Source organism: Caballeronia catudaia, from assembly GCF_001544755.2.
Classification (GTDB): domain Bacteria; phylum Pseudomonadota; class Gammaproteobacteria; order Burkholderiales; family Burkholderiaceae; genus Caballeronia; species Caballeronia catudaia.
Window position 1 is genome coordinate 65,917 of sequence record NZ_FCOF02000009.1, and the last position, 22,407, is coordinate 88,323.

Annotated in this window: 19 protein-coding genes; 6 read left to right on the forward strand and 13 right to left on the reverse strand. The window is 63.7% G+C overall.

Annotated features, from left to right (window positions below; genetic code table 11):
• The 5 genes from AWB75_RS12315 to AWB75_RS12335 all read right to left on the reverse strand — a co-directional run bounded on the left by AWB75_RS12315 (nt 1) and on the right by AWB75_RS12335 (nt 6,581).
• On the reverse strand, nt 1-2,112 hold the full coding sequence (locus AWB75_RS12315; RefSeq protein WP_061124370.1) for a prolyl oligopeptidase family serine peptidase: 2,112 nt from the start codon (nt 2,110-2,112) through the stop codon (nt 1-3).
• A 108-nt stretch (nt 2,113-2,220) separates the two neighbouring features.
• Nucleotides 2,221-3,339 (reverse strand): ABC transporter ATP-binding protein, encoded by a 1,119-nt coding sequence (locus AWB75_RS12320; protein ID WP_061124371.1) that lies wholly within the window; start codon nt 3,337-3,339, stop codon nt 2,221-2,223.
• 36 nt (nt 3,340-3,375) lie between these two features.
• Nucleotides 3,376-4,233: a carbohydrate ABC transporter permease gene (locus tag AWB75_RS12325; protein WP_061124372.1), complete on the reverse strand. Its 858-nt coding sequence runs from the start codon at nt 4,231-4,233 to the stop codon at nt 3,376-3,378.
• Entirely contained in the window at nt 4,223-5,161 is a 939-nt protein-coding gene (locus tag AWB75_RS12330; RefSeq protein WP_061124373.1) for a carbohydrate ABC transporter permease, read from the reverse strand. Before AWB75_RS12330 ends, AWB75_RS12325 begins: the two co-directional genes overlap by 11 nt.
• A 166-nt stretch (nt 5,162-5,327) precedes the next feature.
• A complete protein-coding gene (locus AWB75_RS12335) occupies nt 5,328-6,581 on the reverse strand; it encodes an ABC transporter substrate-binding protein (protein ID WP_014190792.1) in 1,254 nt (417 codons plus the stop codon).
• A 606-nt stretch (nt 6,582-7,187) separates the two neighbouring features.
• Between AWB75_RS12335 and zwf the strand changes: the two genes are divergently transcribed.
• The 3 genes from zwf to AWB75_RS12350 all read left to right on the forward strand — a co-directional run bounded on the left by zwf (nt 7,188) and on the right by AWB75_RS12350 (nt 11,379).
• On the forward strand, nt 7,188-8,648 hold the full coding sequence (gene zwf, locus AWB75_RS12340) for a glucose-6-phosphate dehydrogenase (RefSeq protein ID WP_061124374.1): 1,461 nt from the start codon (nt 7,188-7,190) through the stop codon (nt 8,646-8,648).
• Nucleotides 8,649-8,777: 129 nt separating this feature from the next.
• The gene (pgl, locus tag AWB75_RS12345) at nt 8,778-9,488 is read left to right on the forward strand and encodes a 6-phosphogluconolactonase (RefSeq protein WP_061124514.1); all 711 of its coding nucleotides are present in this window, start codon (nt 8,778-8,780) and stop codon (nt 9,486-9,488) included.
• On the forward strand, nt 9,469-11,379 hold the full coding sequence (locus tag AWB75_RS12350) for a bifunctional transcriptional regulator/glucokinase (protein ID WP_061124375.1): 1,911 nt from the start codon (nt 9,469-9,471) through the stop codon (nt 11,377-11,379). Before pgl ends, AWB75_RS12350 begins: the two co-directional genes overlap by 20 nt.
• A gap of 60 nt (nt 11,380-11,439) precedes the next feature.
• Here AWB75_RS12350 and AWB75_RS12355 read toward each other — a convergent pair whose 3' ends face one another.
• From AWB75_RS12355 to AWB75_RS12380, 6 genes are all read right to left on the reverse strand, one after another.
• The gene (locus AWB75_RS12355; protein ID WP_061124376.1) at nt 11,440-12,285 is read right to left on the reverse strand and encodes an alpha/beta hydrolase; all 846 of its coding nucleotides are present in this window, start codon (nt 12,283-12,285) and stop codon (nt 11,440-11,442) included.
• Nucleotides 12,286-12,604: 319 nt separating this feature from the next.
• Complete coding sequence (locus AWB75_RS12360) at nt 12,605-13,747, reverse strand: porin (protein ID WP_061124515.1); 1,143 nt, start codon at nt 13,745-13,747, stop codon at nt 12,605-12,607.
• 308 nt (nt 13,748-14,055) lie between these two features.
• A complete protein-coding gene (locus AWB75_RS12365; protein WP_061124516.1) occupies nt 14,056-15,204 on the reverse strand; it encodes a porin in 1,149 nt (382 codons plus the stop codon).
• A gap of 542 nt (nt 15,205-15,746) precedes the next feature.
• Nucleotides 15,747-16,526: an ABC transporter ATP-binding protein gene (locus tag AWB75_RS12370; protein WP_061124377.1), complete on the reverse strand. Its 780-nt coding sequence runs from the start codon at nt 16,524-16,526 to the stop codon at nt 15,747-15,749.
• Between the two features lie 25 nt (nt 16,527-16,551).
• On the reverse strand, nt 16,552-17,265 hold the full coding sequence (locus tag AWB75_RS12375; protein WP_061124378.1) for an ABC transporter permease: 714 nt from the start codon (nt 17,263-17,265) through the stop codon (nt 16,552-16,554).
• Between the two features lie 27 nt (nt 17,266-17,292).
• A complete protein-coding gene (locus AWB75_RS12380) occupies nt 17,293-17,979 on the reverse strand; it encodes an ABC transporter permease (RefSeq protein ID WP_061124379.1) in 687 nt (228 codons plus the stop codon).
• Between the two features lie 452 nt (nt 17,980-18,431).
• On the opposite strand from AWB75_RS12380, the gene AWB75_RS12385 reads away from it, so the two are divergent.
• Entirely contained in the window at nt 18,432-19,130 is a 699-nt protein-coding gene (locus AWB75_RS12385) for a pirin family protein (protein WP_061124380.1), read from the forward strand.
• A 70-nt stretch (nt 19,131-19,200) separates the two neighbouring features.
• Here AWB75_RS12385 and AWB75_RS12390 read toward each other — a convergent pair whose 3' ends face one another.
• The gene (locus tag AWB75_RS12390) at nt 19,201-19,782 is read right to left on the reverse strand and encodes a Spy/CpxP family protein refolding chaperone (protein ID WP_061124381.1); all 582 of its coding nucleotides are present in this window, start codon (nt 19,780-19,782) and stop codon (nt 19,201-19,203) included.
• A gap of 245 nt (nt 19,783-20,027) precedes the next feature.
• Between AWB75_RS12390 and AWB75_RS12395 the strand changes: the two genes are divergently transcribed.
• Together AWB75_RS12395 and AWB75_RS12400 are read left to right on the forward strand one after the other, a co-directional pair.
• Complete coding sequence (locus AWB75_RS12395; RefSeq protein WP_061124382.1) at nt 20,028-20,750, forward strand: response regulator; 723 nt, start codon at nt 20,028-20,030, stop codon at nt 20,748-20,750.
• Entirely contained in the window at nt 20,734-22,074 is a 1,341-nt protein-coding gene (locus AWB75_RS12400; RefSeq protein ID WP_061124383.1) for an ATP-binding protein, read from the forward strand. The genes AWB75_RS12395 and AWB75_RS12400 overlap by 17 nt, the downstream gene beginning before the upstream one ends.
• Before the next feature lie 28 nt (nt 22,075-22,102).
• Here the strand turns inward: AWB75_RS12400 and AWB75_RS12405 are convergent, their stop codons facing one another.
• Nucleotides 22,103-22,366 (reverse strand): double-stranded DNA-specific endonuclease, encoded by a 264-nt coding sequence (locus AWB75_RS12405; RefSeq protein WP_014190806.1) that lies wholly within the window; start codon nt 22,364-22,366, stop codon nt 22,103-22,105.
• Between the last annotated feature and the right edge of the window lie 41 nt (nt 22,367-22,407).

Consider the following 22,407-nt stretch of genomic DNA (forward strand, 5'->3'; position numbering starts at 1 on the left):
TCAGGCGAGCGGGCCGATGCTCGCCGCGAGGAACGTGAAGGCCGCCGCTTCCGCCCGCGCCACCGCTTCAGGCTCGACGCCCGCGCCGTGTCCGCCTTCGCCGGTTTCCTGATACCAGACCTCGCCGTGGCCTTGCGCCTGCATCTTCGCGGCCATTTTGCGTGCGTGGCCGGGATGCACGCGGTCGTCGCTCGTCGATGACGTGAAGAGCGCCGGCGGATACGCGATATCCGCGTCAACGTTCTGATACGGCGAATACGCCATCAGATGACGCAGATCGTCGGCGTCGTCCGGATCGCCGTATTCGTCCATCCACGATGCGCCCTGCAGCAGCAAGTGATAGCGCGCCATGTCGAGCAGCGGCACTTCGGAAAGCACCGCGCCGAACAGGTCGGGCCGCTGCACCATGCATACGCCCGTGAGCAGGCCGCCGTTGCTGCCGCCGCGAATCGCGAGCTGCTTTGGCGTGGTGACGCCGGTCTCGACAAGCGCCTGCGCGACCGCGATGAAATCGTCGAACGAAATTTGCCGGTTCTCGCGCAGCGCCGCCTGATGCCACGCCGGCCCGAACTCGCCGCCGCCGCGGATGTTGGCGATCGCGTAGAGCCCGCCGCGCTCCAGCCATGCGATGCCGGTGGTCGCGTCGTAGTGCGGATCGAGCGCGACTTCGAAGCCGCCATAGCCGTAGAGCAGGCAAGGGCGCGTGTTCGCACTCGTTTCGAGGTCGCGTCCGATCAGCCAGTAGGGAATGCGCTCGCCGTCCGGCGCGATCGCGTGGCGGCGCACGGCGCAAAGACCGCTCGCATCGAACTGCGCGGGCAGGCGCGCGAGCAGTCGCCACGGCGCGTCGCTCGCGAGATCGGCGTGATGGAGCGATGGCGGCTCCAGAAAGTGCTCGACGTGGATGAGCGCGGTATCGTCGCGCTCGCTGTCGATCGAATCGACCCAGGACTGGCTCGCCGCCGGGAGCGCGAAGTCGCGCGCGTCCCAGTCGCCGTTGTCTTGCGTTGGCGGACGCATTAGCGTGACGCGCGGCGCGCCGTCGTCCATCTGCGAGACGATGAGGAACTGTTTCGTGAAGTCGATGCCCGCGAGCACGAGGCGCTCGGACGGCGTGAAAAGCGCGGTGAATTGGCGCGAGCCCGCGAGAAACGCATCGCGCCGGATGACCGTCAGCGTGCCGGGCGCATGGCGGCGGCCGCCCGCGTTCCAGAACTTGCGCGGCGTGACGAAGAGCCAGCCGTTCCAGTGCTCGACTTCCACGTGCGCCGGCAGATCGTACTGACGCCATGCGTTGGCGGTTTCGTCGAGCCAGTAGTTGAGCGTGTCGTAGAAGCTCACCGCGCGCGAGGCGAGATGCAGCTTTTCGATGGGATCGTAGTCGACGCCCGCCGATACGTCGCGCCGTTCGCCCTCGAACACGACGGGCGCATCGGCCAGCGGCGTGCCGCGCTTCCAGCGGCGCGACTGGCGCGGAAAGCCCGAGGTCGTCAGCGCGGGGCGCGGGTTTGTCTTGCTGTCGTCCCAGCCGACGTAGACCGTATCGCGATCGATCCACGAGATGTCGTGCTTGCCGACATCGGGCAGCGCGAAGCCCTCCGCGACAAAGCTTTTCGACGCGATCTCGAACTCGCGCACGATCACCGCATCCGAGCCGCCCGGCGACAGGCTCACGAGCGCGCGGTCGTAATCGGGGTAGAGCATGTCGAAGTCGGCGAGCGCCCAGCGGGTGTCGTCATCCGCGCGGGTGTTGAGGTCGAGCGCGTCGACGTCGAGGATCGTTTCCCATTCCGTCGCGCCCGCGAGCCACGAAGCCCAAGGCGTGCGACGCACGATGCCGAGCGGATGCGCGTCATCCTGCCACGTGTTGTAGGCCCAGTCGCCGTAGCGGGAACACGCGACGATGCGATCCTTCGATGTGTACGCTTTTTCGAGCCGTCCGGCCAGCGCGCGCGCTTCGGGTGTACGGCCGAACGCGGCTTCGGTGCGGCGGTTCTGGGCGTCGACCCAGGCTTGCGCGCGGGCGTCGTCGAGGGATTCGAGGCCGATGTAGGGATCGGCGCCTTCGACTGTGGGCCAGGCGAGTTCGGGATGCGCGGAGAGAAGTGTCATGCGGTGCGAGCCAATCGGAATGCAAAACGCCGATTGTGCCTGTAATGGCGACGCAACGAAAAACGCCACGGCTCACCGTGGCGTTCGAACCCAATCAAAAAACCAGATTCAAGCCAGCCGCTCTTCCGTCTGCGGATCGAACAGCACGGCCTTCGACACATCGAACAGCAGCGTCATGTTCGTAAGCGGCTGCGGATTCGACGCCGGATGCACGCGCGACACGATGCGCTTGCCGTTCACCTGCGCGAACACGAGCGTGTCCGGGCCGGTCGGCTCGATCACGTCGACGCGCACATCCACCGGCTGCAGGCTCGCATCCGACACATCGTGCGCGGCGCGCGAATCGGTGATGCGCTCAGGGCGCAGGCCGAGCACCACGTCCTGGCCGACCTTGCCGCGCAGACGGCCCGCATCGAACGGCAGAGTCAGCACTTTCTGCGCGACGCCCGTATCGACCTGCAAGCCGACGCCCGAGCCCGACTCGACCAGCTTGCCGGTGATGAAGTTCATCGGCGGCGCGCCGATGAAGCCCGCCACGAACAGATTCGACGGCGAATCGTAGATCTCCTGCGGCGCGCCGAACTGCTGCACGACGCCGTCCTTCATCACCGCGATGCGATCGCCGAGGGTCATCGCCTCGATCTGATCGTGCGTCACGTAGACGATCGTCGTGCCCAGACGCTGATGCAGCAGCTTGATCTCCGAACGCATCTCGATACGCAGCTTCGCATCGAGATTCGACAAAGGCTCATCGAACAGGAACATCACAGGATCGCGCGCCAAGGCACGGCCCATCGCGACGCGCTGACGCTGACCGCCCGATAGTTGCCCCGGCTTGCGATCCAGCAGATGACCGATCTGCAAAGTCTCCGACACGCGATCGACGATCTTCTTCTGCTCGTCCTTCGGCACCTTGCGGATATTCAGGCCGAACGAAATGTTGTCGCGCACGCTCATCGAAGGGTAGAGCGCGTAGGACTGGAACACCATCGCGATGTCGCGATCCTTCGGCGAGAGGTCGTTGACCGTCTTGCCGTCGATCATGATGTCGCCCTGCGTCACGTCTTCGAGACCGGCGATCATGTTCAGCAAGGTCGATTTGCCGCAGCCCGAGCCGCCGACGAGGATCAGGAACTGACCGTCCTCGATGTCGATGTTGACGCCCTTGAGAACCGGCACCCCGTTCGGGTAGGTCTTGTACACGTCACGGATGGAAAGGCTTGCCATTGTGAATCCTCTATCTCTATGTCGGACTAAAGCCGATTAACCCTTCACCGCGCCGGCCGTCAGCCCGCGCACGAAATAACGTCCGGCGATCATGTAGACGAGAATCGTCGGCAAGGCGGCGATGATCGCGCCCGCCATGTCGACGTTGTATTCCTTCACGCCCGTCGATGTGTTCACGAGGTTGTTCAGCGCGACCGTGATCGGCATCGAATCCACGCCCGAAAACACGATACCGAACAGGAAGTCGTTCCAGATCTGCGTGAATTGCCAGATCAGGCACACCATGAAAATCGGCAGCGAGACGGGCAGCAGAATCTTCGTGAAAATGGTGAAGAAGCCCGCGCCGTCGATGCGCGCGGCCTTCACCAGTTCAGCCGGAATGCTCACGTAGAAGTTGCGGAAGAACATCGTCGTGAATGCGATGCCGTAGATCACGTGAACGAGCACGAGGCCGGTCGTCGTGTTCGAAAGGCCGAGAAAACCTTGCAGACGCGCCATCGGCAGCAGGATCGCCTGGAAGGGAATGAAGCAGCCGACGAGCAGCATCGTGAACAGGCCATCCGCCCCGCGGAAACGCCAGTGCGTGAGCACATAGCCATTGAACGCGCCGACGAACGACGAGATCAGCACGGCCGGAATCACCATGCGCACGGAGTTCATGAAGAACGGCTGCATGCCGTCGCAGCGCACGCCGGTGCACGCTTCCTGCCACGCCTTCACCCACGGCGCGAAAGTGAAGTGCGAAGGCGGCGTCAGCAGATTGCCCGTGCGAAGCTGATCGAGATCCTTGAACGACGTCGACAGCATCACGTAGATCGGGAACAGGAAGTACAGCGCGAACAGAATCAGCACCGCATAGATGACGGCGCGGCTCAAAGTCATCTTAGGCTGCATTTCGCGTGCTCCTCGATTCGAGATACATGAGCGGCACGAGCACCGCGACGACGGTGGCGAGCATCATCATCGACGACGCCGCGCCCACGCCCAACTGTCCGCGGTTGAACGAGAACGTGTACATGAAGATCGCGGGCAGCGACGACGACGTGCCCGGACCGCCCGCCGTCAATGCGACGACCAGGTCGAAGGTCTTGATCGTGATGTGGCAGAGAATCAGCAGCACGGAGAAGAACACCGGGCGCATGCTCGGAATCACGATCTTGCGGTAGATGGTCGGCAAACCCGCGCCGTCCATCTGCGCCGCCTTGAAGATTTCACTGTCGACGCCGCGCAAACCGGCGAGGAACAGCGCCATCACGAAGCCGGTCGATTGCCACACGGCCGCGATCACGACGCAGAAGATCGCCTTGTCCGGATCGCCGAGCCAGTTGAACGAGAAGCTCGTCCAGCCCCAGTCGTGGAAGACTTTTTCGAGGCCGAGGCCGGGATTCAGAATCCACTGCCACGCGGTGCCCGTCACGATGAAGGAAAGCGCCATCGGATAAAGGAAGATCGCGCGCAACGCGCCGTCGTTGCGGATCTTCTGGTCGAGAAGGATCGCGAGGAAGAGGCCGAGGAACACGCAAATCCCGATAAACGGAATGCCGAACCAGCCGAGGTTGGCGGCGGAAGTCCACCAGACATCGTTGGCGAAGAGTTGTTTGTATCGGTCGAAGCCGGCGAAATCGTAGCGCGGCATCAGCCGCGATTCCGACAGCGACAGATACCCCGTAATGGCGATGAAGCCGTACACGAAGACCAGCGCGATCAAGACGCTGGGAGCAAGCACCAGCTTCGGAATCAGGCGGTCGGCGAGCGCCGCCGTCGGTGATGCGCGACGGGGCGGGCTTTGCGGTTTCTTGTCCGCGGTGATGGAGGCAGTCACGACTCGACTCCTGGAAGATGCGCCGGCGCGTCTCGTGCGTAAGGCTGCACGGTCTCGCGCGCATGCGGCGAATGGCGGCGGCGCTAAATAGTGCGACGTTGCTTGTGGCTGACAAACCGCCCGGCGCATGCGTCAGCACACGCGCCGGGCGGACACTGCCTTGCGCTTACTTCGTCTTGGCGGCGTTCGCGAGTGCGGCAACCGCGCTCTTCGAATCCTGCGACGAGTTCATGAACTTCGTCACGACGTCGGTCATCGCGCCGGCGACGGCGTCGCCCTGAGCCATGCCGTGCGCGAGCGACGGAACATAGCCGCCCGATTTGATCGCCGTTTGTTCATCAGCGTAGGACTTCTTCGCGCAGTCGTCGAATTTATCCATCGATACACCGAGACGCACCGGGATCGAACCCTTGTTCAGGCTGAACTGCTCCTGGAATTCCGGCGTCATGATGGTCTTCGCGAGCGCGAGCTGGCCCGGCGTCGCGGCCTTCTGGCCCTTCTGCTGGAAGAACACGAAGGAATCGACGTTGAACGTGTAGGCCTTTTCCGTGCCCGGCACCGGCGCGCAGATATAGTCCGTGCCCGCCTTCTTGTTCGCGCCGGCGAATTCGCCCTTCGCCCAGTCGCCCATGAACTGCATGCCGGCCTTGCCGTTGATGACCATCGCGGTCGCGAGGTTCCAGTCACGGCCCGTGCGGCCGCTGTCGAAGTAGCCCTGGATCTTGCGGACCGTGTCGAACACCTGAACCATCTTGTCCGACGTCAAGGTCTTCTGGTCGAGATCGACAATCGCCTTCTTGTAGAAGTCCGCGCCCTGCGACAGCACGACGTCTTCCCACAGCGTCAGGTCCTGCCACGGCTGGCCGCCCATCGCGATCGGCATGATGCCCGCGGCTTTCATCTTGTCGGCGACCTGGAAGAACTCGTTCCAGTTGGCCGGCACCTTGCCGCCGGCTTTATCCAGCGCGGCCTTGTTGATGTACAGCCAGTTCACGCGATGCACCGAGAAGGGCGCGGCGACATAGTGGCCGTCGGCGTGGATGATCTTGTCGATTTCCGGCGGCAGGTTCTTCTTCCAGTCGCCCGCCACGGAATCGATCGGCACGAGCACGCCTTGCTCGGCCCATTCCTGAATCAGCGGGCCCTTGATCTGCGCCGCCGACGGCGCATTGCCCGAGATCACCTGCGTCTTGAGCGCGGTCATCGCGGCCGCGCCCGCGCCGCCCGCGACGGCGAAGTCCTTCCAGGTGTAACCCTGCTTCGTCATGTCGTCCTTGAGCACGCCGACTGCCTTGGATTCGCCGCCGGACGTCCACCAGTGCAACACGGAAACCGCTTCGGCAGCCTGAACCGCCGACGCCGTCGCGCCGCACAGAAGACCTGCGGCGCACAGCGCGCCCATGAGCTTACGGACTTTCATTGTTAATCTCCTCCAGACACCTGAACAAGAAACGATTGGCTCCCGATGCCGCCAGAAGCATGGCTAAAAGCGTGATCAAAAGCGGTGGTCAAACGGCGCAACTGGATGGCCGAAAATCGGCGGTGTCGGCGGGGAAGCGGCAGGCGCGAATCGTACGAGCGCGGCGTGCCGGGCCGGCAGACCGATGGTCGGCCGCACGGCTCTCAAGAGATGAGTAAATTGAATCGCAACGGCTGTCTCCTCTTTTGATTTTTACCCGACCGTTCAGGCTTCGCCACGAAGGGCGCGCTCGACGGCAAGGCGCGAGGCCCTGACGCTTCGAGCCGGAAAGGGCGCTTTCCGGTGGAGAGCGGCGCGCCGCTGGCTCCATTAACATGCGCTCAGGATGTCTACCCCAGAAAGTGCAGATCATCAGATTGGTCTGATTGTCAGATCGCAGTTTTTCCGTCAGCGACATTTCCTCTTGATTTGGATTGTAGTTAAACTACAATTCAGTGTCAAAAAAAATTTTATCGGACTACGGCCGGGTTCGGGCGTCCGATAAATTCATAGGCGGCACGCCCCGATTTCGACTCACATTCCAGTTCTCGAAACCACGTTCAGGCCATGCAAAGCGACTCGAACTTCACCTTCGTACTCTTCGGCGGCACCGGCGACCTCTCGATGCGCAAGATCCTTCCCGCGCTCTTCGAGGCGCATCGCGCGGGCATGCTCAACCCGGCGGGCAAGATCGTCTCGGTCGCGCGCGAAACCAAGGAGCAGGCGGAATATCGCGCCTGGGTCGAGGAGCACGTGAAGCCGCACGTGTCGAAAAATGGCGTCGACGAGTCGGCGTGGCGCAGCTTCGTCGAGCGCTTCGAGTATGTCGGGCTCGATCTCGGCCGCGCGGAAGACTTCGCCCTGCTGCGCGACGTGCTCGGCCGTTACGGTGGCACGCGCGTCTTCTATCTCGCGACGGGCCCGTCGCTCTTCGTGCCGATCTGCCGCGGACTCGCCGACGTCGGGCTGAACCAGAATTCGCGCATCGTGCTGGAGAAGCCGCTCGGCTACGACCTGAAGTCGTCGAACGCGATCAACGACGCCGTCGGCGAAATCTTCCAGGAAGAGCAGATCTACCGGATCGATCACTATCTCGGCAAGGAGCCCGTGCAGAACCTGCTCGCGCTGCGCTTCGGCAACGCGCTCTTCGAGCCGCTGTGGCGGCGCGAATGGGTCGAGAGCATCCAGATCACGATCGCGGAAGAATTGGGCGTGGAAGCGCGCGGTGACTTCTACGACAATACGGGCGCGCTGCGCGACATGGTGCAGAACCACCTGCTGCAGCTGCTCTCCATCGTGACGATGGAGCCGCCACACTCGATGGATTCCGACTCCGTGCGCGACGAAAAGCTGCGTGTGTTGCGCGCGCTCAAACCCATCGACGAGCGCGATATCAGCCGCGTCGCGGTGCGCGGGCAATATCATGCGGGTGTGATCCGCGGCACGCAGGTGCCGGCCTACACGACCGAGAAGGGCGTGCGGCCCGACAGCAGCACGGAGACGTTCGTCGCGCTGAAGGTCGAGATCGAGAACTGGCGCTGGGCAGGCGTGCCGTTTTTCCTGCGCACGGGCAAGCGGCTCGCCGATCGCGTCGCGGAAATCGTCGTGAACTTCCGCGCGGTGCCGCATTCGTCGCTCGGGTCCATGCCGTTGCGCGCGGGCGCCAACCGGCTCGTGATCCGCCTGCAGCCCAACGAGTCGATTCGTCTCTATTGCCTGGCGAAGCAGCCCGGCGAGGGCATGAATCTCGCGAGCGTGCATCTGGATCTCGCGTTCGACCAGTTCTTCAAGGAAGGACAGATGGACGCGTATCAGCGCCTGTTGCTCGACGTGATCAACGGCCGGCTCGCGCTCTTCGTGCGGCGCGACGAGCAGGAAGCGGCATGGCGCTGGGTCGAGCCCATTTTGAACGCGTGGGCGTCGTCGACCACCAGACCGAAGCCGTACGCGGCCGGCACGTGGGGCCCGGCGGCATCGAGCGCGATGCTGGCGCAGGCGGGCACGTGCTGGCTCGAAGAGGAAAATTGACGGCGTGAGGCCGACGCTGCCCGGACGAGGCGCGCGGCGCGCACGGGAATGCAGGACTCCGCTTCGCCCATCGTCGCGATGGTCCGAACAGATTGCGGATCGATAAACCAGAACAAGCAGGAGAAGCAAGTGATCGAGCTTCGTACTTTCGACGATCCGCGCGCCCACTCGGACGCGCTGGCCAAAGCCGTGGGCGACGCGCTGAAAGCGTCCCTCGCGGCAAGGGGCGCGGCGTCGGCCGACGCCGCGGGACAAACCGCGCACGCCACCCTCGCGGTATCGGGCGGTTCCAGCCCGAAGCCGTTCTTGCAGACGCTTTCGCGCGCGCCGCTCGACTGGGCGCATATCGACGTGACGCTCGTCGACGACCGCTGGGTGCCCGAGACCGATCCGGCGAGCAACGCGACGTTCGCGCGCGAGACGCTGTTGCAGAACGCGGCTGCGTCGGCGTATTTCCTGCCGCTCGTCGATACGGCCAAACCGCTCGAAGCGCACATCGCCGAACTGAACGCCGATCCGCGCCGGCGCCTGCCGGACGTCGCCGTGCTCGGCATGGGCGAGGACGGCCACACGGCCTCGATCTTCGCCGACGCGCCTGAATGGGAGTTCGCCATCTCGACACCGCAGCGCTACGTTTCCGTCCATCCGGGCGCGGCGCCGCATGCGCGCGTGAGTCTGTCGATGTCGGCGCTGACGCAGGTCAGGCAGTTGTATCTGTTCATTTCCGGCCAGAAGAAACTCGACGTACTGAACGCGGCGCTCGCCGCGCCGCAGAAGAACGCCATCTCGACGCTGGTCCACGCTCAAGGAGTGAAGCTCGATGTCTACTGGTGTGCATAAGGCAGCGGCTCAGCACGCCGACGGACCGAGGCTGCTCGCCGACATCGGCGGCACCAACGCGCGTTTCGCGCTGGAGACGGCGCCCGGCGAGGTCGGGCACATCCGCGTGTATCCGGGCGCCGATTACCCCGGCATCGCGGAAGTGATGCAGCAGTATCTGAAGGACACGAAGGTCGGCCGCGTCAATCATGCGGCGATCGCGATCGCGAATCCGGTCGACGGCGATCACGTGAAGATGACCAATCACGACTGGAGCTTCTCGATCGAAGCGACGCGCCGTGCGCTCGGCTTCGACACGCTGCTCGTCGTGAACGATTTCACCGCGCTCGCGATGGCGCTGCCAGGGCTCACCGACGCGCAGCGCGAGCAGGTGGGCGGCGGTTCGCGCCGGCAGAACAGCGTGATAGGTCTGCTCGGACCGGGCACGGGCCTCGGCGTGTCCGGCCTCATTCCCGCCGACGATCGCTGGATCGCGCTCGGCAGCGAAGGCGGCCACGCCACGTTCTCGCCGTTCGACGAGCGCGAGGACCTCGTGATGCGCTATGCGCGCCGCAAGTTTCCGCACGTATCGTTTGAGCGCGTGTGCGCGGGGCAGGGGCTGGAGCTGATCTATCGCGCGCTGGCGGAGCGCGACAGCGTGACGGTCGCGGACGACTTCACCGCCGCCGAGGTGACGCAGCGCGCGCTGCAAGGCGAAGCGCTCGCGCTCGAGACGGTGAACTGCTTCTGCGCGATTCTCGGCACGTTCGCCGGGAACATCGCTGTGACGCTGGGCGCGCTGGGCGGCATTTTCATCGGCGGTGGCATCGTGCTCAAGCTCGGCGAGCTGTTCCACAAGTCGCCGTTTCGTCAGCGATTCGAGGCGAAAGGGCGCTTTCAGCAATATCTGTCGGGCATCCCGACTTACATCATCACGGCCGAATATCCGGCGTTTCTTGGCGTGTCGGCGATTCTCTCGGAGCAGTTGTCGAACCGCGCGAACAGCGGCTCGTCCGCGGTGTTCGAGCGCATCCGCCAGATGCGCGACGCATTGACGCCCGCCGAGCGGCGCGTCGCGGATATCGCGCTGAATCATCCGCGCTCGATCATCAACGATCCGATCATCGACATCGCGCGCAAGGCCGACGTGAGCCAGCCGACCGTGATCCGCTTCTGCCGTTCGCTCGGCTGTCAGGGTTTGTCCGATTTCAAGCTGAAGCTCGCGACCGGGCTCACCGGTACGATTCCAGTGAGCCACAGCCAGGTGCATCTCGGCGACACGGCCACGGACTTCGGCGCGAAGGTGCTCGACAACACGGTGTCGGCGATTCTTCAGTTGCGCGAGCATCTGAACTTCGAGAACGTCGAGCGCGCGATCGATATTCTCAATGGCGCGCGGCGCATCGAGTTTTACGGGCTCGGCAATTCGAACATCGTCGCGCAGGACGCGCATTACAAGTTCTTCCGCTTCGGCATCCCGACGATCGCTTACGGCGATCTGTACATGCAGGCGGCGTCGGCTGCGCTGCTCGGCAAGGGCGATGTGATCGTGGCCGTGTCGAAGTCGGGGCGCGCGCCGGAACTGTTGCGCGTGCTCGAAGTGGCGATGCAGCAGGGCGCGACGGTCATCGCGATCACGTCGAGCAACACGCCGCTCGCCAAGCGCGCGACGGTTGCGCTCGAGACGGATCACATCGAGATACGCGAGTCGCAGCTTTCGATGATCTCGCGCATTCTGCACCTCGTGATCATCGACATCCTCGCAGTCGGCGTGGCGATTCGCCGCGCGGCGCCGAAGCCGGGCGCGAAGATCAGCGAAACGGTCGCGAAGGCACGTCAATCCAGTGACGATGACGCCGCCGCGGTGCTCGACTGGCTGAGCCACGGCGCGTCGGGCATGGCGCGGGACTGACGGATTCGCATTTCGTGACGAACGAAGGCCGCCGATGAAAAATTGGCGGCCTTCGTTCGTTCAGCGCGCGGCCACAGCGCGCTCGGAAGCGAGGCGCGCGACAGTCTTCGTCGACGTCGGTGCAGGCGCCGCCGCGTCGTTCGCGGCGAGGCCGAGAAAGTCCAGCACGCTGCTGACGACCAGACGCCGGTCGTTGTCGATGCAAATCATGTGATAGCTGTTTTCGAGCACGACGAGTGCCGATCGCTCGATGGTGTCGCGCAGGAAATAAGCCGATTTGAGGCTCGTCAGATCATCGTCGCGCGCGTGCAGAACGAGCGTCTCGCAGCGAACCTTTGCGGCGCCGCGCTTCGCCATGCGTCGCAAGCGGTCGACTTCGCGCAGGCAGGCGAGGGGCACCCAGCGATAGTGAAACGTGTCGCCGCGTTCGAACTTCGCCTTGATGATCGTTCGCGTCAGCGTGTTCTTGACGCCGTACGGCTCGTGCTCGCGCACCCGCATGCGCGTGCGAAAAATCGGCAGGCGATACAGCAGATGACGCGCGAAGGCGTACCGCTGCGTCGCCCAGCCGTCGAGATAGATCGGCGACGCAAGCGTGATCAGCTTGCCGCGCTCGTGCCGCTCCTGCGCACATAACAGGATCGCAAGCAGCGCGCCCATGCACATGCCGATGACATGCACGACGTCGTAACGCTGCGTCACTTCCTGATACTTCGCGCGAACGGCGTCGAGCCACTGTTCGGCCCGCAGGCCGATCAGATCGTCGGGCGTGCCGCCGTGACCGGGCAGCGTCAACGCGTGCGTATCCACGCCGGCGCGCCGGAGCATCTTGTGGATCGAGCCCAGATCGAATTCCGTGCCGCCGAGTCCGTGGATCAGAAGCACGGCGGTGCGATGCGTCTGCATGCCGATCAGCCGCGCGCCGTCGGACGCGCGTCCGTGCGATCGATGGTCTGAATCTCGCGCGCAGCAGCGCGGGAGGCGAATCTGATTGGCTGAGGCACGGGAAGCGCTCGCATGTGGAAACGAATCCGCGAGGCTATCGGTAGGGCGGGGCAGCGATAATTGGACGTATCCGAAATGGCTGCTTTATCGCAAGCAGTCTGTAAGTAATGCCGATTTGTCAAAAAAAAGGTGCGATATCACGGGGACATCGCACCGGCACGCACCTCTCGCAGCGGCGTGAAAACTTTCTATCTAGCTATAACGCGTCTGGTCTCGCCGGTCAGAAAGAGTGCTGGATACCCGCGTACACGCCCGTCTGGCTATGGCCCGGAATCGGGTTGTCGGTCGCCGCGGAGTAACCGTAGTTGTTGGCGTTCAGGCCATAGTTCGCGCTCTTGCTGTTCTGCACGGTTGCGACCTGCAGATCGAACAGGGTGCGCTTGGACAGGTTGTACGAGCCGCCGATCGAGTAGATCGTGGCGTTACCCGCGCCGTTGTTGCCGTTCACGTGGTAGACGGCGCCGATCAGCGCCGCGGCTGGCGTCGCTTGCCATGTCACGCCGCCCCATTCGTGATCGAGCGCGGTCGGCTGGCCGGGCAACTGGGCTACCATGCCGGACGTGCGAATCGCCTGATAGCCGGCCTGCAGCTTGAACTGGCCGAGGAACACGTTGGCCATCGCGGTATATTCGCGCGAGTAGGCGTAGGCGCCGTTGCCGTTGGCCTTGTTCAGCGCGTTGCCGCCGTTTGCCGGATCGTAGATGCCGCCGAGCGCGCCATTGTTCGGATTGCGGATTTCATCGTAGATGCCGCGAACCTGGAAGTACGGCGACGTGTAGGTGACCTGCGCGCCTGCCTGACGGCCTTGATCGGTCGTGCCGTTACCGTTCCAGCCCGTCGCGTTGGAGAACGAATACTGGCCGTAGAAATCGAAACCGGCGAACTTCGGCGACTGGTACGAAATGTTGTTGCTCGACTGCGGCCAGTTGCGGCCGCGCACCAGCGATGCCGACGACCAGTTCGACTGACCGAACGGATCGAAGTCCCACACGCCGTTCGAGATGAACAGCTCGCGTCCCAGCAGGACGGTACCGAATTGCTGATTCGCGATACCGACGGTCGCCCAGCGATTGAACAGGTTGCCTTGCGCCTGGCCGTTCATGGCATTGAAGCCGTTTTCCAGCTGGAACAGGACACGGTTTCCACCGCCAAGATCCTCGGCGCCCTTGATACCCCACAAGCTCGTGCCCCAGTCGCCGCTTTCTGCGCGGAAGCGATTCGTGCTGCCGCCATTTCCTGACGGCACGCCATTCATGTATTCGAGTCCCGCATCGATGCGACCGTACAACGTCACGCTGCTTTGTGCGTGCGCGACCGCGCTGAAAGTGAGTAGCGCCGCTGTCGCGAGCAAAGCCTTCTTCATCATCTCCTGCCAACCCCTAGAAAGGTGTAGTTCAAAATTGCCGTGTTTTGCTTCGAAGCGAGCACGCAGCCGCATGCATGCAACATGCGTGGTCAATTCGAATTTCGGATTTTGGAGGAGAACTTACTTTGTCTGCGTCTTCGATTTGTAGTTTTTGGTCTTCGGCTTGACAAGCCTGTTCGGACTGCGATAAGAGCCACGCGCGCCAATAAAAAACGGTGCGATACCCTTTCGGGCACCGCACCGATACGCGCCTCTCGCAGCAGCGTGAAAACCTGATGAAGCTATGTTCTGCTCAGACTCGTCGATTAGAACGAGTGCTGGATGCCTGCGTACACGCCCGTCTGGCTGTGGCCGGGGAACGGGTTGTCGGTCGAAGCCGCCGAGCCGTAGTTGTTGGCGTTCAGACCGTAGTTCGCGGTCTTGCTGTTCTGCACCGTCGCGACCTGCAAGTCGAGCAGCGTGCGCTTGGACAGGTTGTACGAGCCGCCGACCGTGTAGATGGTCGCATTACCCGCGCCGTTGTTGCCGTTCGAGTGGTAGACCGCGGCGATCAGCGCTGCCGCCGGCGTCGCTTGCCACGTCACGCCGCCCCATTCGTGATCGAGCGTGGTCGGCTGGCCGGGCAACTGGCCGGTCATGCCCGAGCTACGGATGGCCTGATACGCGCCCTGGATCTTGAACTGGCCGAGGAAGACGTTGAACATCGCCGTGTATTCGCGCGAATACGCGTAGACGCCGTTGCCACCGGAGCCGCCGTCGATCGGGTTGTAGGCGCCGCCGAGCGTGCCGTTCGCCGGATTGCGGATTTCGTCGTACATGCCGCGCACCTGGAAGAGCGGCGTGGTGTACGTGATGTACGCGCCCGCTTCGCGGCCTTGCGGGGTCGTGCCGTTACCGTTCCAGTTCGTCGCGTTCGAGAGCGAGTACTGACCGTAGAAGTCGAGGCCCGCGAACTTCGGCGACTGGTACGAAATGTTGTTGCTCGACTGCGGCCAGTTGCGGCCACGCACCAGCGACGCCGACGACCAGTTCGACTGGCCGAACGGATCGAAGTCCCACACACCGTTCGCGATGAAGAGCTCGCGACCCAGCAACAGGGTACCGAACTGGTTGTTCGCGATACCGACCGTCGCCCAGCGATTGAAGAGACCGCCACCGCCCGGGCCCGCGCCCGTCATGGTGTTGAAGCTGCCTTCCAACTGGAACACGGCGCGGTAGCCGCCGCCCAAATCTTCGACGCCCTTCATACCCCACAAGCTCGTGCCCCAGTCGCCGCTTTCCGCCCTGAAGCGGTGCGAGGAGCCGGTGGCGGGCGCGCCGGCGGGACCGGTCGGCACACCGTTCATGTATTCGAGCCCAGCGTCCAGGCGGCCATACAGCGTCACGCTGCTTTGAGCGTGCGCCACCGCGCTGAACGTCAGCAGTGCTGCCGACGCGAGCAAAGCTTTCTTCATCATCTCCTCCAACCCTGTCAAGAAATAGAACCCAAGTGCTGCTGTGTGGTTCGATGCGGGCGCACCCAACCGAAAAATCGTTTTCAGAGGAAGGACACGCGGGCTGTGGTGCTTGTGACGATCCGCGCGTCGTGGGCGCGAACCCGGCTCCGATCCGTCGATCGGCGCCGTTCCTCCGTTTCTTTTGGACTTTTGAAGTAAAACTACTTTTTGCGTACTTCGTTTTGGTACTTTCGTTACCAATTTAACAAAATACGTTACAGCCGCCAAAGAAAATCGAGGAACCGTCGGCGGTTGTGTCAAAAATGCAATGCCCATGTCGTAGACACGCTACCCAAAGCATGGGAAATCGCCCGCAAAGCCTTATCCCGTCAAGGCTTCAGCGTGCTGTAAGTTTCGGGGTCAGGTTTGTCGCCTATTGACGCGGCAGTGTCGTAGCGCTAGTTCGGCGAAGGACCCCAAGACCGGCTCGCACCGCCGCGCGCAGGGCGCAAAAAAAGGCGCCTCGCGGGCGCCTGTTCTGGAAGGGGAGTTGCTTCGGCTTACTTGAGACTGCCGGACAGGAATTGCCTGAGCCGCTCGCTTCGCGTGTTGCCGAATACGGCATCCGGATGACCTTCTTCCTCGATGCGCCCCTGATGTAGAAACACCACGTGATTCGACACGTTGCGCGCGAAAGCCATCTCGTGCGTGACGACGATCATCGTGCGGCCTTCTTCGGCAAGCGTCTGCATCACTTTGAGCACTTCGCCGACGAGCTCGGGGTCGAGCGCGGACGTCGGTTCGTCGAAGAGCATGACGTCGGGATGCATCGCAAGCGCGCGGGCGATCGCCACGCGCTGCTGCTGTCCGCCCGACAGATGCGACGGATACTGCTTCTCGACGCGCGGCGCGAGCCCGACCTTCTCCAGATACGTGCGCGCGCGGTCCTCGGCCTCCTTCTTCGAGAGTCCGAGCACGTTCACGGGCGCCTCGGTCACGTTCTCGAGCACGTTCATATGCGACCACAGATTGAAGTGCTGAAAGACCATCGAGAGCTTCGAGCGCACTTGTCGCAATTGCTTCGCGTCAGCGACCTTGAGCGCGCCGGACTTGTCTTTCATCGTGCGGACTTCGTCGCCGTCGACGAAAATGCGCCCCTGATTCGGCTGCTCCAGAAAGTTGATACAGCGCAGCATCGTGCTCTTGCCCGAGCCCGACGAGCCGATGATGCTGATCACGTCGCCGGCTTTCGCCTTGAGCGAAACGCCCTTCAGAACTTCGTTGCTGCCGTACTGCTTGTGGATGTCGTCGACGAAAAGCTTGTGCTGCTGGGAAATCATGTACGGTCCTTGGGCGGCGATGGTCTTATTTGCCTTGCGGCCGCAAATAAGCGAGCCAGCGATGCTCGGCGCGGCGGAACAACCACACGAGCGCGAACGAGATGACGAGATAGAGCAGGGCGGCGATGCCGAACGCCTCGAACGACTGATACGTCGCCGAGTTGACATCGCGCGCGATCTTGAGGATGTCCGGCACGGTCGCCGTGAACGCGACGGTGGTCGCGTGCAGCATCAGAATCACTTCGTTACTGTAATACGGCAGCGCTCGTCGCAAGGCCGACGGAAGAATCACCCGCCGATAAAGCGTGAACGAAGACATGCCATAGGCGCGCGCCGCTTCGATCTCACCGTAGGGCGTCGCCTTGATCGCGCCCGCGAAGATTTCGGTGGTGTACGCGCAAGTGTTCAGCGTGAACGCGAGAAGTGTGCAGTTCATGCCGCTGCGGAAAAATTCAGCGAGCAACATGTGATCGCGCACGACCTGCAAACTGTACAGACCTGTATAGCAAAGCAGCAGCTGCACGTAGAGCGGTGTGCCGCGAAACACATACGTGTAGAGCCACACGGCGCGCGACAGCAGCTTGTTCTTCGACACTCGCGCGACCGCGAGCGGCACCGAAAGACAGAAGCCGAGGCCGATGGAAATGACCAGCAGCCACATCGTGATCGCGAGACCGGTGATGCGATAGCCGTCGGTGAAGAGGTAGTTCTTCCAGTATTCCTGGATGATTTCGATCATGATCCGTGCCGCTCTTTCATGGGCAAATTAGAGGTCGGCCTTGCGCACGCCGATGGAATAGCGCCGCTCCAGCCAGATCAGCACGAGATTCGAGATCGTGGTGATCGCGAGATAGATCGCGCCCGCGATCAGCGTGAAGAAGAAGAAACGCAGCGTGCCCTTGCCCGCGTCCTGCGAGGCCTTGACGACGTCGGCGAGACCGATGATCGACACGAGCGCCGTCGCCTTGACCATCACCTGCCAGTTGTTGCCGATGCCCGGCAGCGCGAAACGCATCATCTGCGGAAACATGATGCGCGAGAAGGTCTGCCAGGGCGTCATGCCGTACGCCACGCCCGCTTCGAGCTGGCCGCGCGGCACGGACAAGAACGCGCCGCGGAACGTCTCGGTGAAATACGCGCCATAGATGAAGCCGAGCACGAGAATGCCGGCGAGGAACGGATCGATGTCGATCTGATCCCAGCCCGCCGCGTCCGTCAGAAGATTCAGCCAGATCTGGATGCTGTAAAAGAGCAGCAGCATCAGCACGAGGTCGGGCACGCCGCGGATGAGCGTCGTGTAGACGGTCCCGACGCCCGACGCGAACCGGTTCCTCGACAGCTTCGCCGCCGCGCCGATCAGGCCGATCACGAAGGCGAACGCGAGCGAGAGCACCGCCAGCTTGACGGTCTGCCAGGTGCCCGCGAGGATCAGCGGACCGTAGCCTTGCAACATGGTGTTTCCTTGATAAGGTGCCTAACGTGCATGGAGCGCGGATGCGTCTGGCGCGGCGCGGCTTTTGCCCGCGTGAAGCCGTCTTCCGTCCGTCTCTCGCTTCGCGGCGGGCGGTCGCTATTCTAGATGGTCAAAATTGCGGACTGCCGTTGCTGCTAACCCTGCTGTAAGCGATCGATGCGCCGCGGCGGACTCGCTTTTTCTCTGGCTTCCGGGTGCCGAAAGCGGTGAACCGCGCGTCAGGTCAGGCTCGTGGACGATCGCTGCCCCGTCGCGCCCCGAAAAGCGCGGTATTTTACCCGAACCCGGCCCACGCGCGAGCGCGAAGCCGGACGCGTCCGATTACACGCATCAGCGGAACGATGTAGTGCCGCCGCGCGCGTTGTTTCGGAGGGGCCGCGCCCTTACATTCTCTCCATCGCAAAACAACGCCATGGGCGGGAGCAAACATCATGATCGAGATTCGCCGCAGCAACGAACGGGGTCACGCCAACCACGGCTGGCTGGACTCGTATCACAGCTTCTCCTTCGCCGATTACTACGATCCCGCTCACATGCACTTCGGAGCGCTGCGCGTGATCAACGAGGACCGCGTCGCGGGCGGCCAGGGCTTCGGCGCGCATGGCCATCGCGATATGGAAATTGTGAGCTACGTGCTCGATGGCGCGCTGGCGCACCGCGACAGCATGGGCAACGGCTCGACGATCCGTCCCGGCGACGTCCAGCGCATGAGCGCGGGCACCGGCGTGCGTCACAGCGAGTTCAACGGCTCGCCGACCGAAACCGCGCATTTCCTGCAGATCTGGATCATTCCGGATGCGCCGGGCGGTGCGCCGGGCTACGAGGAAAAGCGTTTCGCGGACGATGAAAAGCGCGGCCGGCTGCGCGTGATCGCATCGCCGGAAGGCGCGGACGGCTCGGTTAAGATCGGCGCGGACACGCGCATCTTCGCGGGCCTCTTCGATGGCGACGAGCGCGCCGACTTCGACGTCCCGGCGGGCCGCCGCGTGTACGTGCACGTGGCGCGCGGCGCAGTGACGGTGAATGGCGAGACGCTCGCCGCCGGCGATGCCGCGAAGCTCGAAGACGTCTCGAAGGTCACGGTCGAGAAGGGCGACGATGCGGAAGTGCTGCTGTTCGATCTCGCCTGATCAATGGCCTGATGTGACGAAGACCGTGGAGCGCGAAGCCCCGCGGTCTTTTTTTACGCGCTAAGCCAGCTTAAGGCTTTGCAGTCGCCGATGCGCCCGCCGCCGCGCCCGGCGCGCCGTGCTTCTCCCAGCGCTCATGCCGTTTCTCTTCGTGCTCGCGCATCTTCGCAAAGTGCTTCTTGAGCGCCGTGCTGACGGTCGTCTTCTGCTGATCGTTCAGCGAGTGATAGAAGTTGAGCCACGCGGTCGCGGTCTGCTCGCGCAGTTGCGACGCCTGCTGATCCAGCTTCTGGTGCGCGGCGTGCATCGCGTCGAGGTCGAGGATCGCCTGGTTTTCCATCGACTTGAACTGCTCGTGCATCTGCTTGCGCGCCTCGCGCATCTGCTGGTGGCTCTGCTTCATCGTGTCGAGCGCGCTCTGCCACAGCTTTTCCTGATCCGCGTTGAGCTTCAACTGACCGTGCAGCTCGTCCAGTTGCTTCTTCATGCGCATTTCCATGCGGTGCCCGTCGGGGCCGCCGTGACCGCCCATCATGGCCGGGCCGCCGGGGGGGGGCGCGGGCGGCGCGTCGTTCGTGGCGGCGTAGGCCGTGCCGAACGTCAGCGCGATTGCAGCGGCGGCGGCGGTGAGGATGCGATATTGCTTGGCCATCTCGTGACTCCCTGGATTGTTGTCGAAGCCGAAGCCGCGAGACCCTGAAAGACGTGTCGGAAAGTGCGTCGAGGTCTTGCGCTTGTCGGTGAGACACAGCGTAGGGGTTCGCAACTGGGCGTGTGTTACGGCATCGTTTAGGCTTATTACGCCGGTTTACGCCTCCCTTTCGTAGTAACGCGCCGTAACCCTTATGGCACGGCTGTCATCAATCGAGGTCGTAGTCACGCGCTAAACTTCATCCCATGACTACGCAAATACTTGTCGTCGACGACGACGCCGAACTGCGCGACCTTCTGCGCGACTATCTGGTCCGGCAAGGCATCGAGGTGTCGGTGCTGCATGACGCCGGTGGACTCGAACGCCGCATCGAACGCGAGCGGCCGGATCTCATCGTGCTCGATCTGATGATGCCGGGCGTCGACGGGCTCACCGCGCTCAAATCATTGCGCGCGTCCGGCGACGACATCCCCGTCATCATGCTGACCGCGCGCGCCGACGACGTGGACCGCATCGTCGGGCTGGAACTCGGCGCGGACGATTACCTCGGCAAGCCGTTCAACCCGCGCGAGCTGCTGGCGCGCGTGCAGGCGGTGCTGCGCCGCCGCCGCACGATTCCGTCGGCGGCGCCCGAGCAGCGAGAGCCTTATTCGTTCGGCCGCTTCCGGCTGGATTTCCAGTCGCGCACGCTGCAACAGGACGACAGGCCGCTCACGCTGTCGGGCAGCGAATTCGCGCTCCTCAAGATCTTCGTGAACAACCCGATGCGCACGCTCACGCGCGAGCGCCTGCTCGAACTGCTGCACGGCCCGGAATACGACGGCACCGACCGCGGCATCGACGTGCAGGTGTGGCGCCTGCGCCGCATCCTCGAGACGGACCCGTCCGCGCCGCGCTTCATTCAGACGGTGCGGGGGCGCGGTTACGTGTTCGTGCCGGACGGCGAGCAAAATGCGCCGGGCATTTGATACGCTGTTCGGCCGGCTGGTCCTGATCGTCATCGGCATGCTGGTGTTGTCGCATGTCGCGTGGTTCGCGATCATCCGCTTCGAGCGCGACAACGTGCAGACGCGCTTCGCCGTCGAGGAGGCCGTGTTTCTCGTCGAGGCGGTGCGTCAGCACATCGCCAACACGCCGGATCAGCCTTTGCCCCCGCGCGTGCGCACGGTCACGCTCGACAGCCCGGACGTGCCGAAGCAGCCGGACGACGACATTCCGCGGCCGCTGCAACGCTTCATCGAAGATTTGAAAGACCGTCTGCCCGACGGCACCGACGTGCGCCTGAACGAGCCCGGCGGCCCGCCGAGCGTATGGGTGCATGGCGCGAAGGACACGGGCTGGATCGTCGTGCCGGTGCAGCCGCTGCGGCCGCCGCGCTCGCGCGACCGCATGCTCGTGTGGCTCGCGCTGATCTTTTCGACCGCCGTGCTCGCCGCGCTCTTCGGCGCGTGGCAACTGCAATATCCGCTGCGCTCGCTCGCGCAGGCGGTCGGGCGCTTCGGGCGCGGCCAGCCGACGCCGCCCGTGCCCGAGCGCGGCCCGCGCGAATTGCGGCAGCTCACGCACGGCTTCAACCAGATGGTGCGCGAAGTCTCGCAGGCCGAAAACGACCGCGCCGTCATGCTCGCGGGCGTCGCGCACGATCTCAAGACGCCGCTCGCGCGCCTGCGCCTGCGCGCCGAAATGATGGACGACGAGAAAATGCGCGACGGCGTCGTGCGCGACGTCGAATCGATGGCGCATATCGTCGATCAATTCCTCGTGTTCGCGCACGACCGCCCGGACGGCAGCGAGCCGGTTCCCGTCGACGAGCAGTGCGAGCGCATCGTGCGCGCGTATCGGGCGGTGTCGCCGGGCGTGCAGCCCGTTCGCCTGAATCTGGAGGCCGGGCCGGCTTTCGTGCTGCCCGCGGCCACGCTGGACCGGCTGCTGTCGAATCTGCTCGACAACGCGCATGCGTATGGCGCGCCGCCTGTCGTCATCGAAACGCGGCGGGAAGCGAAGGGCTGGGTGTTATCCGTCGCCGATCACGGCAAGGGCATTGCGCCGGACGATCTCATCAAGGCGAGCCGGCCGTTCGTGCGGCTCGATCCCGCGCGTGGCGGCAGCGGCCATAGCGGATTGGGACTGGCGATCGTGGAGCGGCTCGCGCGGCGCGCGGGCGGCGAGTGCGAGATCGGCAATCGTCCCGAAGGCGGGCTGCGGGTCGCGATGACGTTTCCCTTCGACATCGCCACGCAGCCGCTCGCCGAGCGCCGCGCCGGCCCGCAGCACGAAGAGCGCGCGCTGTAACGCCGCGCGCCAGTCGAACGAAGCGGCTTCAGTCGAACAAAGTTTCGAGCGCCGACGCCGCTTCGCTGTCGACCGTGTTGTATGTCACCGTCGACGCCTCGAAAATATAGTGCGTCGTGTATTTGCCGAGGCGCGAGAGAATCTCTTCCTGAATCACTTCGGGCGCGAGGTCGATCTTCAGGAACCACGCCGTCGACGAAAGCCGCGTCTGAAACGAGCCGTACTCGGCGAGCAGATGGTCGAACGTTTCAGCGTCCTGATCGCGGCATACGATGACCAGATTTCCCTTCATGCAATCCTCCCGGTTGGGGCCAGCGGCATTCGTTATCGAAC

Bases quoted from the DNA above. Each gene is read 5' to 3' on its own strand.
- AWB75_RS12315 (WP_061124370.1), bottom strand. From the start codon at position 2,112: ATGACACTTCTCTCCGCGCATCCCGAACTCGCCTGGCCCACAGTCGAA.
- AWB75_RS12320 (WP_061124371.1), bottom strand. From the start codon at position 3,339: ATGGCAAGCCTTTCCATCCGTGACGTGTACAAGACCTACCCGAACGGG.
- AWB75_RS12365 (WP_061124516.1), bottom strand. From the start codon at position 15,204: ATGAAGAAAGCTTTGCTCGCGTCGGCAGCACTGCTGACGTTCAGCGCG.
- AWB75_RS12325 (WP_061124372.1), bottom strand. From the start codon at position 4,233: ATGCAGCCTAAGATGACTTTGAGCCGCGCCGTCATCTATGCGGTGCTG.
- AWB75_RS12370 (WP_061124377.1), bottom strand. From the start codon at position 16,526: ATGATTTCCCAGCAGCACAAGCTTTTCGTCGACGACATCCACAAGCAG.
- AWB75_RS12380 (WP_061124379.1), bottom strand. From the start codon at position 17,979: ATGTTGCAAGGCTACGGTCCGCTGATCCTCGCGGGCACCTGGCAGACC.
- AWB75_RS12400 (WP_061124383.1), top strand. From the start codon at position 20,734: ATGCGCCGGGCATTTGATACGCTGTTCGGCCGGCTGGTCCTGATCGTC.
- AWB75_RS12405 (WP_014190806.1), bottom strand. From the start codon at position 22,366: ATGAAGGGAAATCTGGTCATCGTATGCCGCGATCAGGACGCTGAAACG.
- AWB75_RS12350 (WP_061124375.1), top strand. From the start codon at position 9,469: ATGTCTACTGGTGTGCATAAGGCAGCGGCTCAGCACGCCGACGGACCG.
- zwf (WP_061124374.1), top strand. From the start codon at position 7,188: ATGCAAAGCGACTCGAACTTCACCTTCGTACTCTTCGGCGGCACCGGC.
- AWB75_RS12395 (WP_061124382.1), top strand. From the start codon at position 20,028: ATGACTACGCAAATACTTGTCGTCGACGACGACGCCGAACTGCGCGAC.
- AWB75_RS12375 (WP_061124378.1), bottom strand. From the start codon at position 17,265: ATGATCGAAATCATCCAGGAATACTGGAAGAACTACCTCTTCACCGAC.
- AWB75_RS12355 (WP_061124376.1), bottom strand. From the start codon at position 12,285: ATGCAGACGCATCGCACCGCCGTGCTTCTGATCCACGGACTCGGCGGC.
- AWB75_RS12390 (WP_061124381.1), bottom strand. From the start codon at position 19,782: ATGGCCAAGCAATATCGCATCCTCACCGCCGCCGCCGCTGCAATCGCG.
- AWB75_RS12385 (WP_061124380.1), top strand. From the start codon at position 18,432: ATGATCGAGATTCGCCGCAGCAACGAACGGGGTCACGCCAACCACGGC.
- AWB75_RS12360 (WP_061124515.1), bottom strand. From the start codon at position 13,747: ATGAAGAAGGCTTTGCTCGCGACAGCGGCGCTACTCACTTTCAGCGCG.
- AWB75_RS12335 (WP_014190792.1), bottom strand. From the start codon at position 6,581: ATGAAAGTCCGTAAGCTCATGGGCGCGCTGTGCGCCGCAGGTCTTCTG.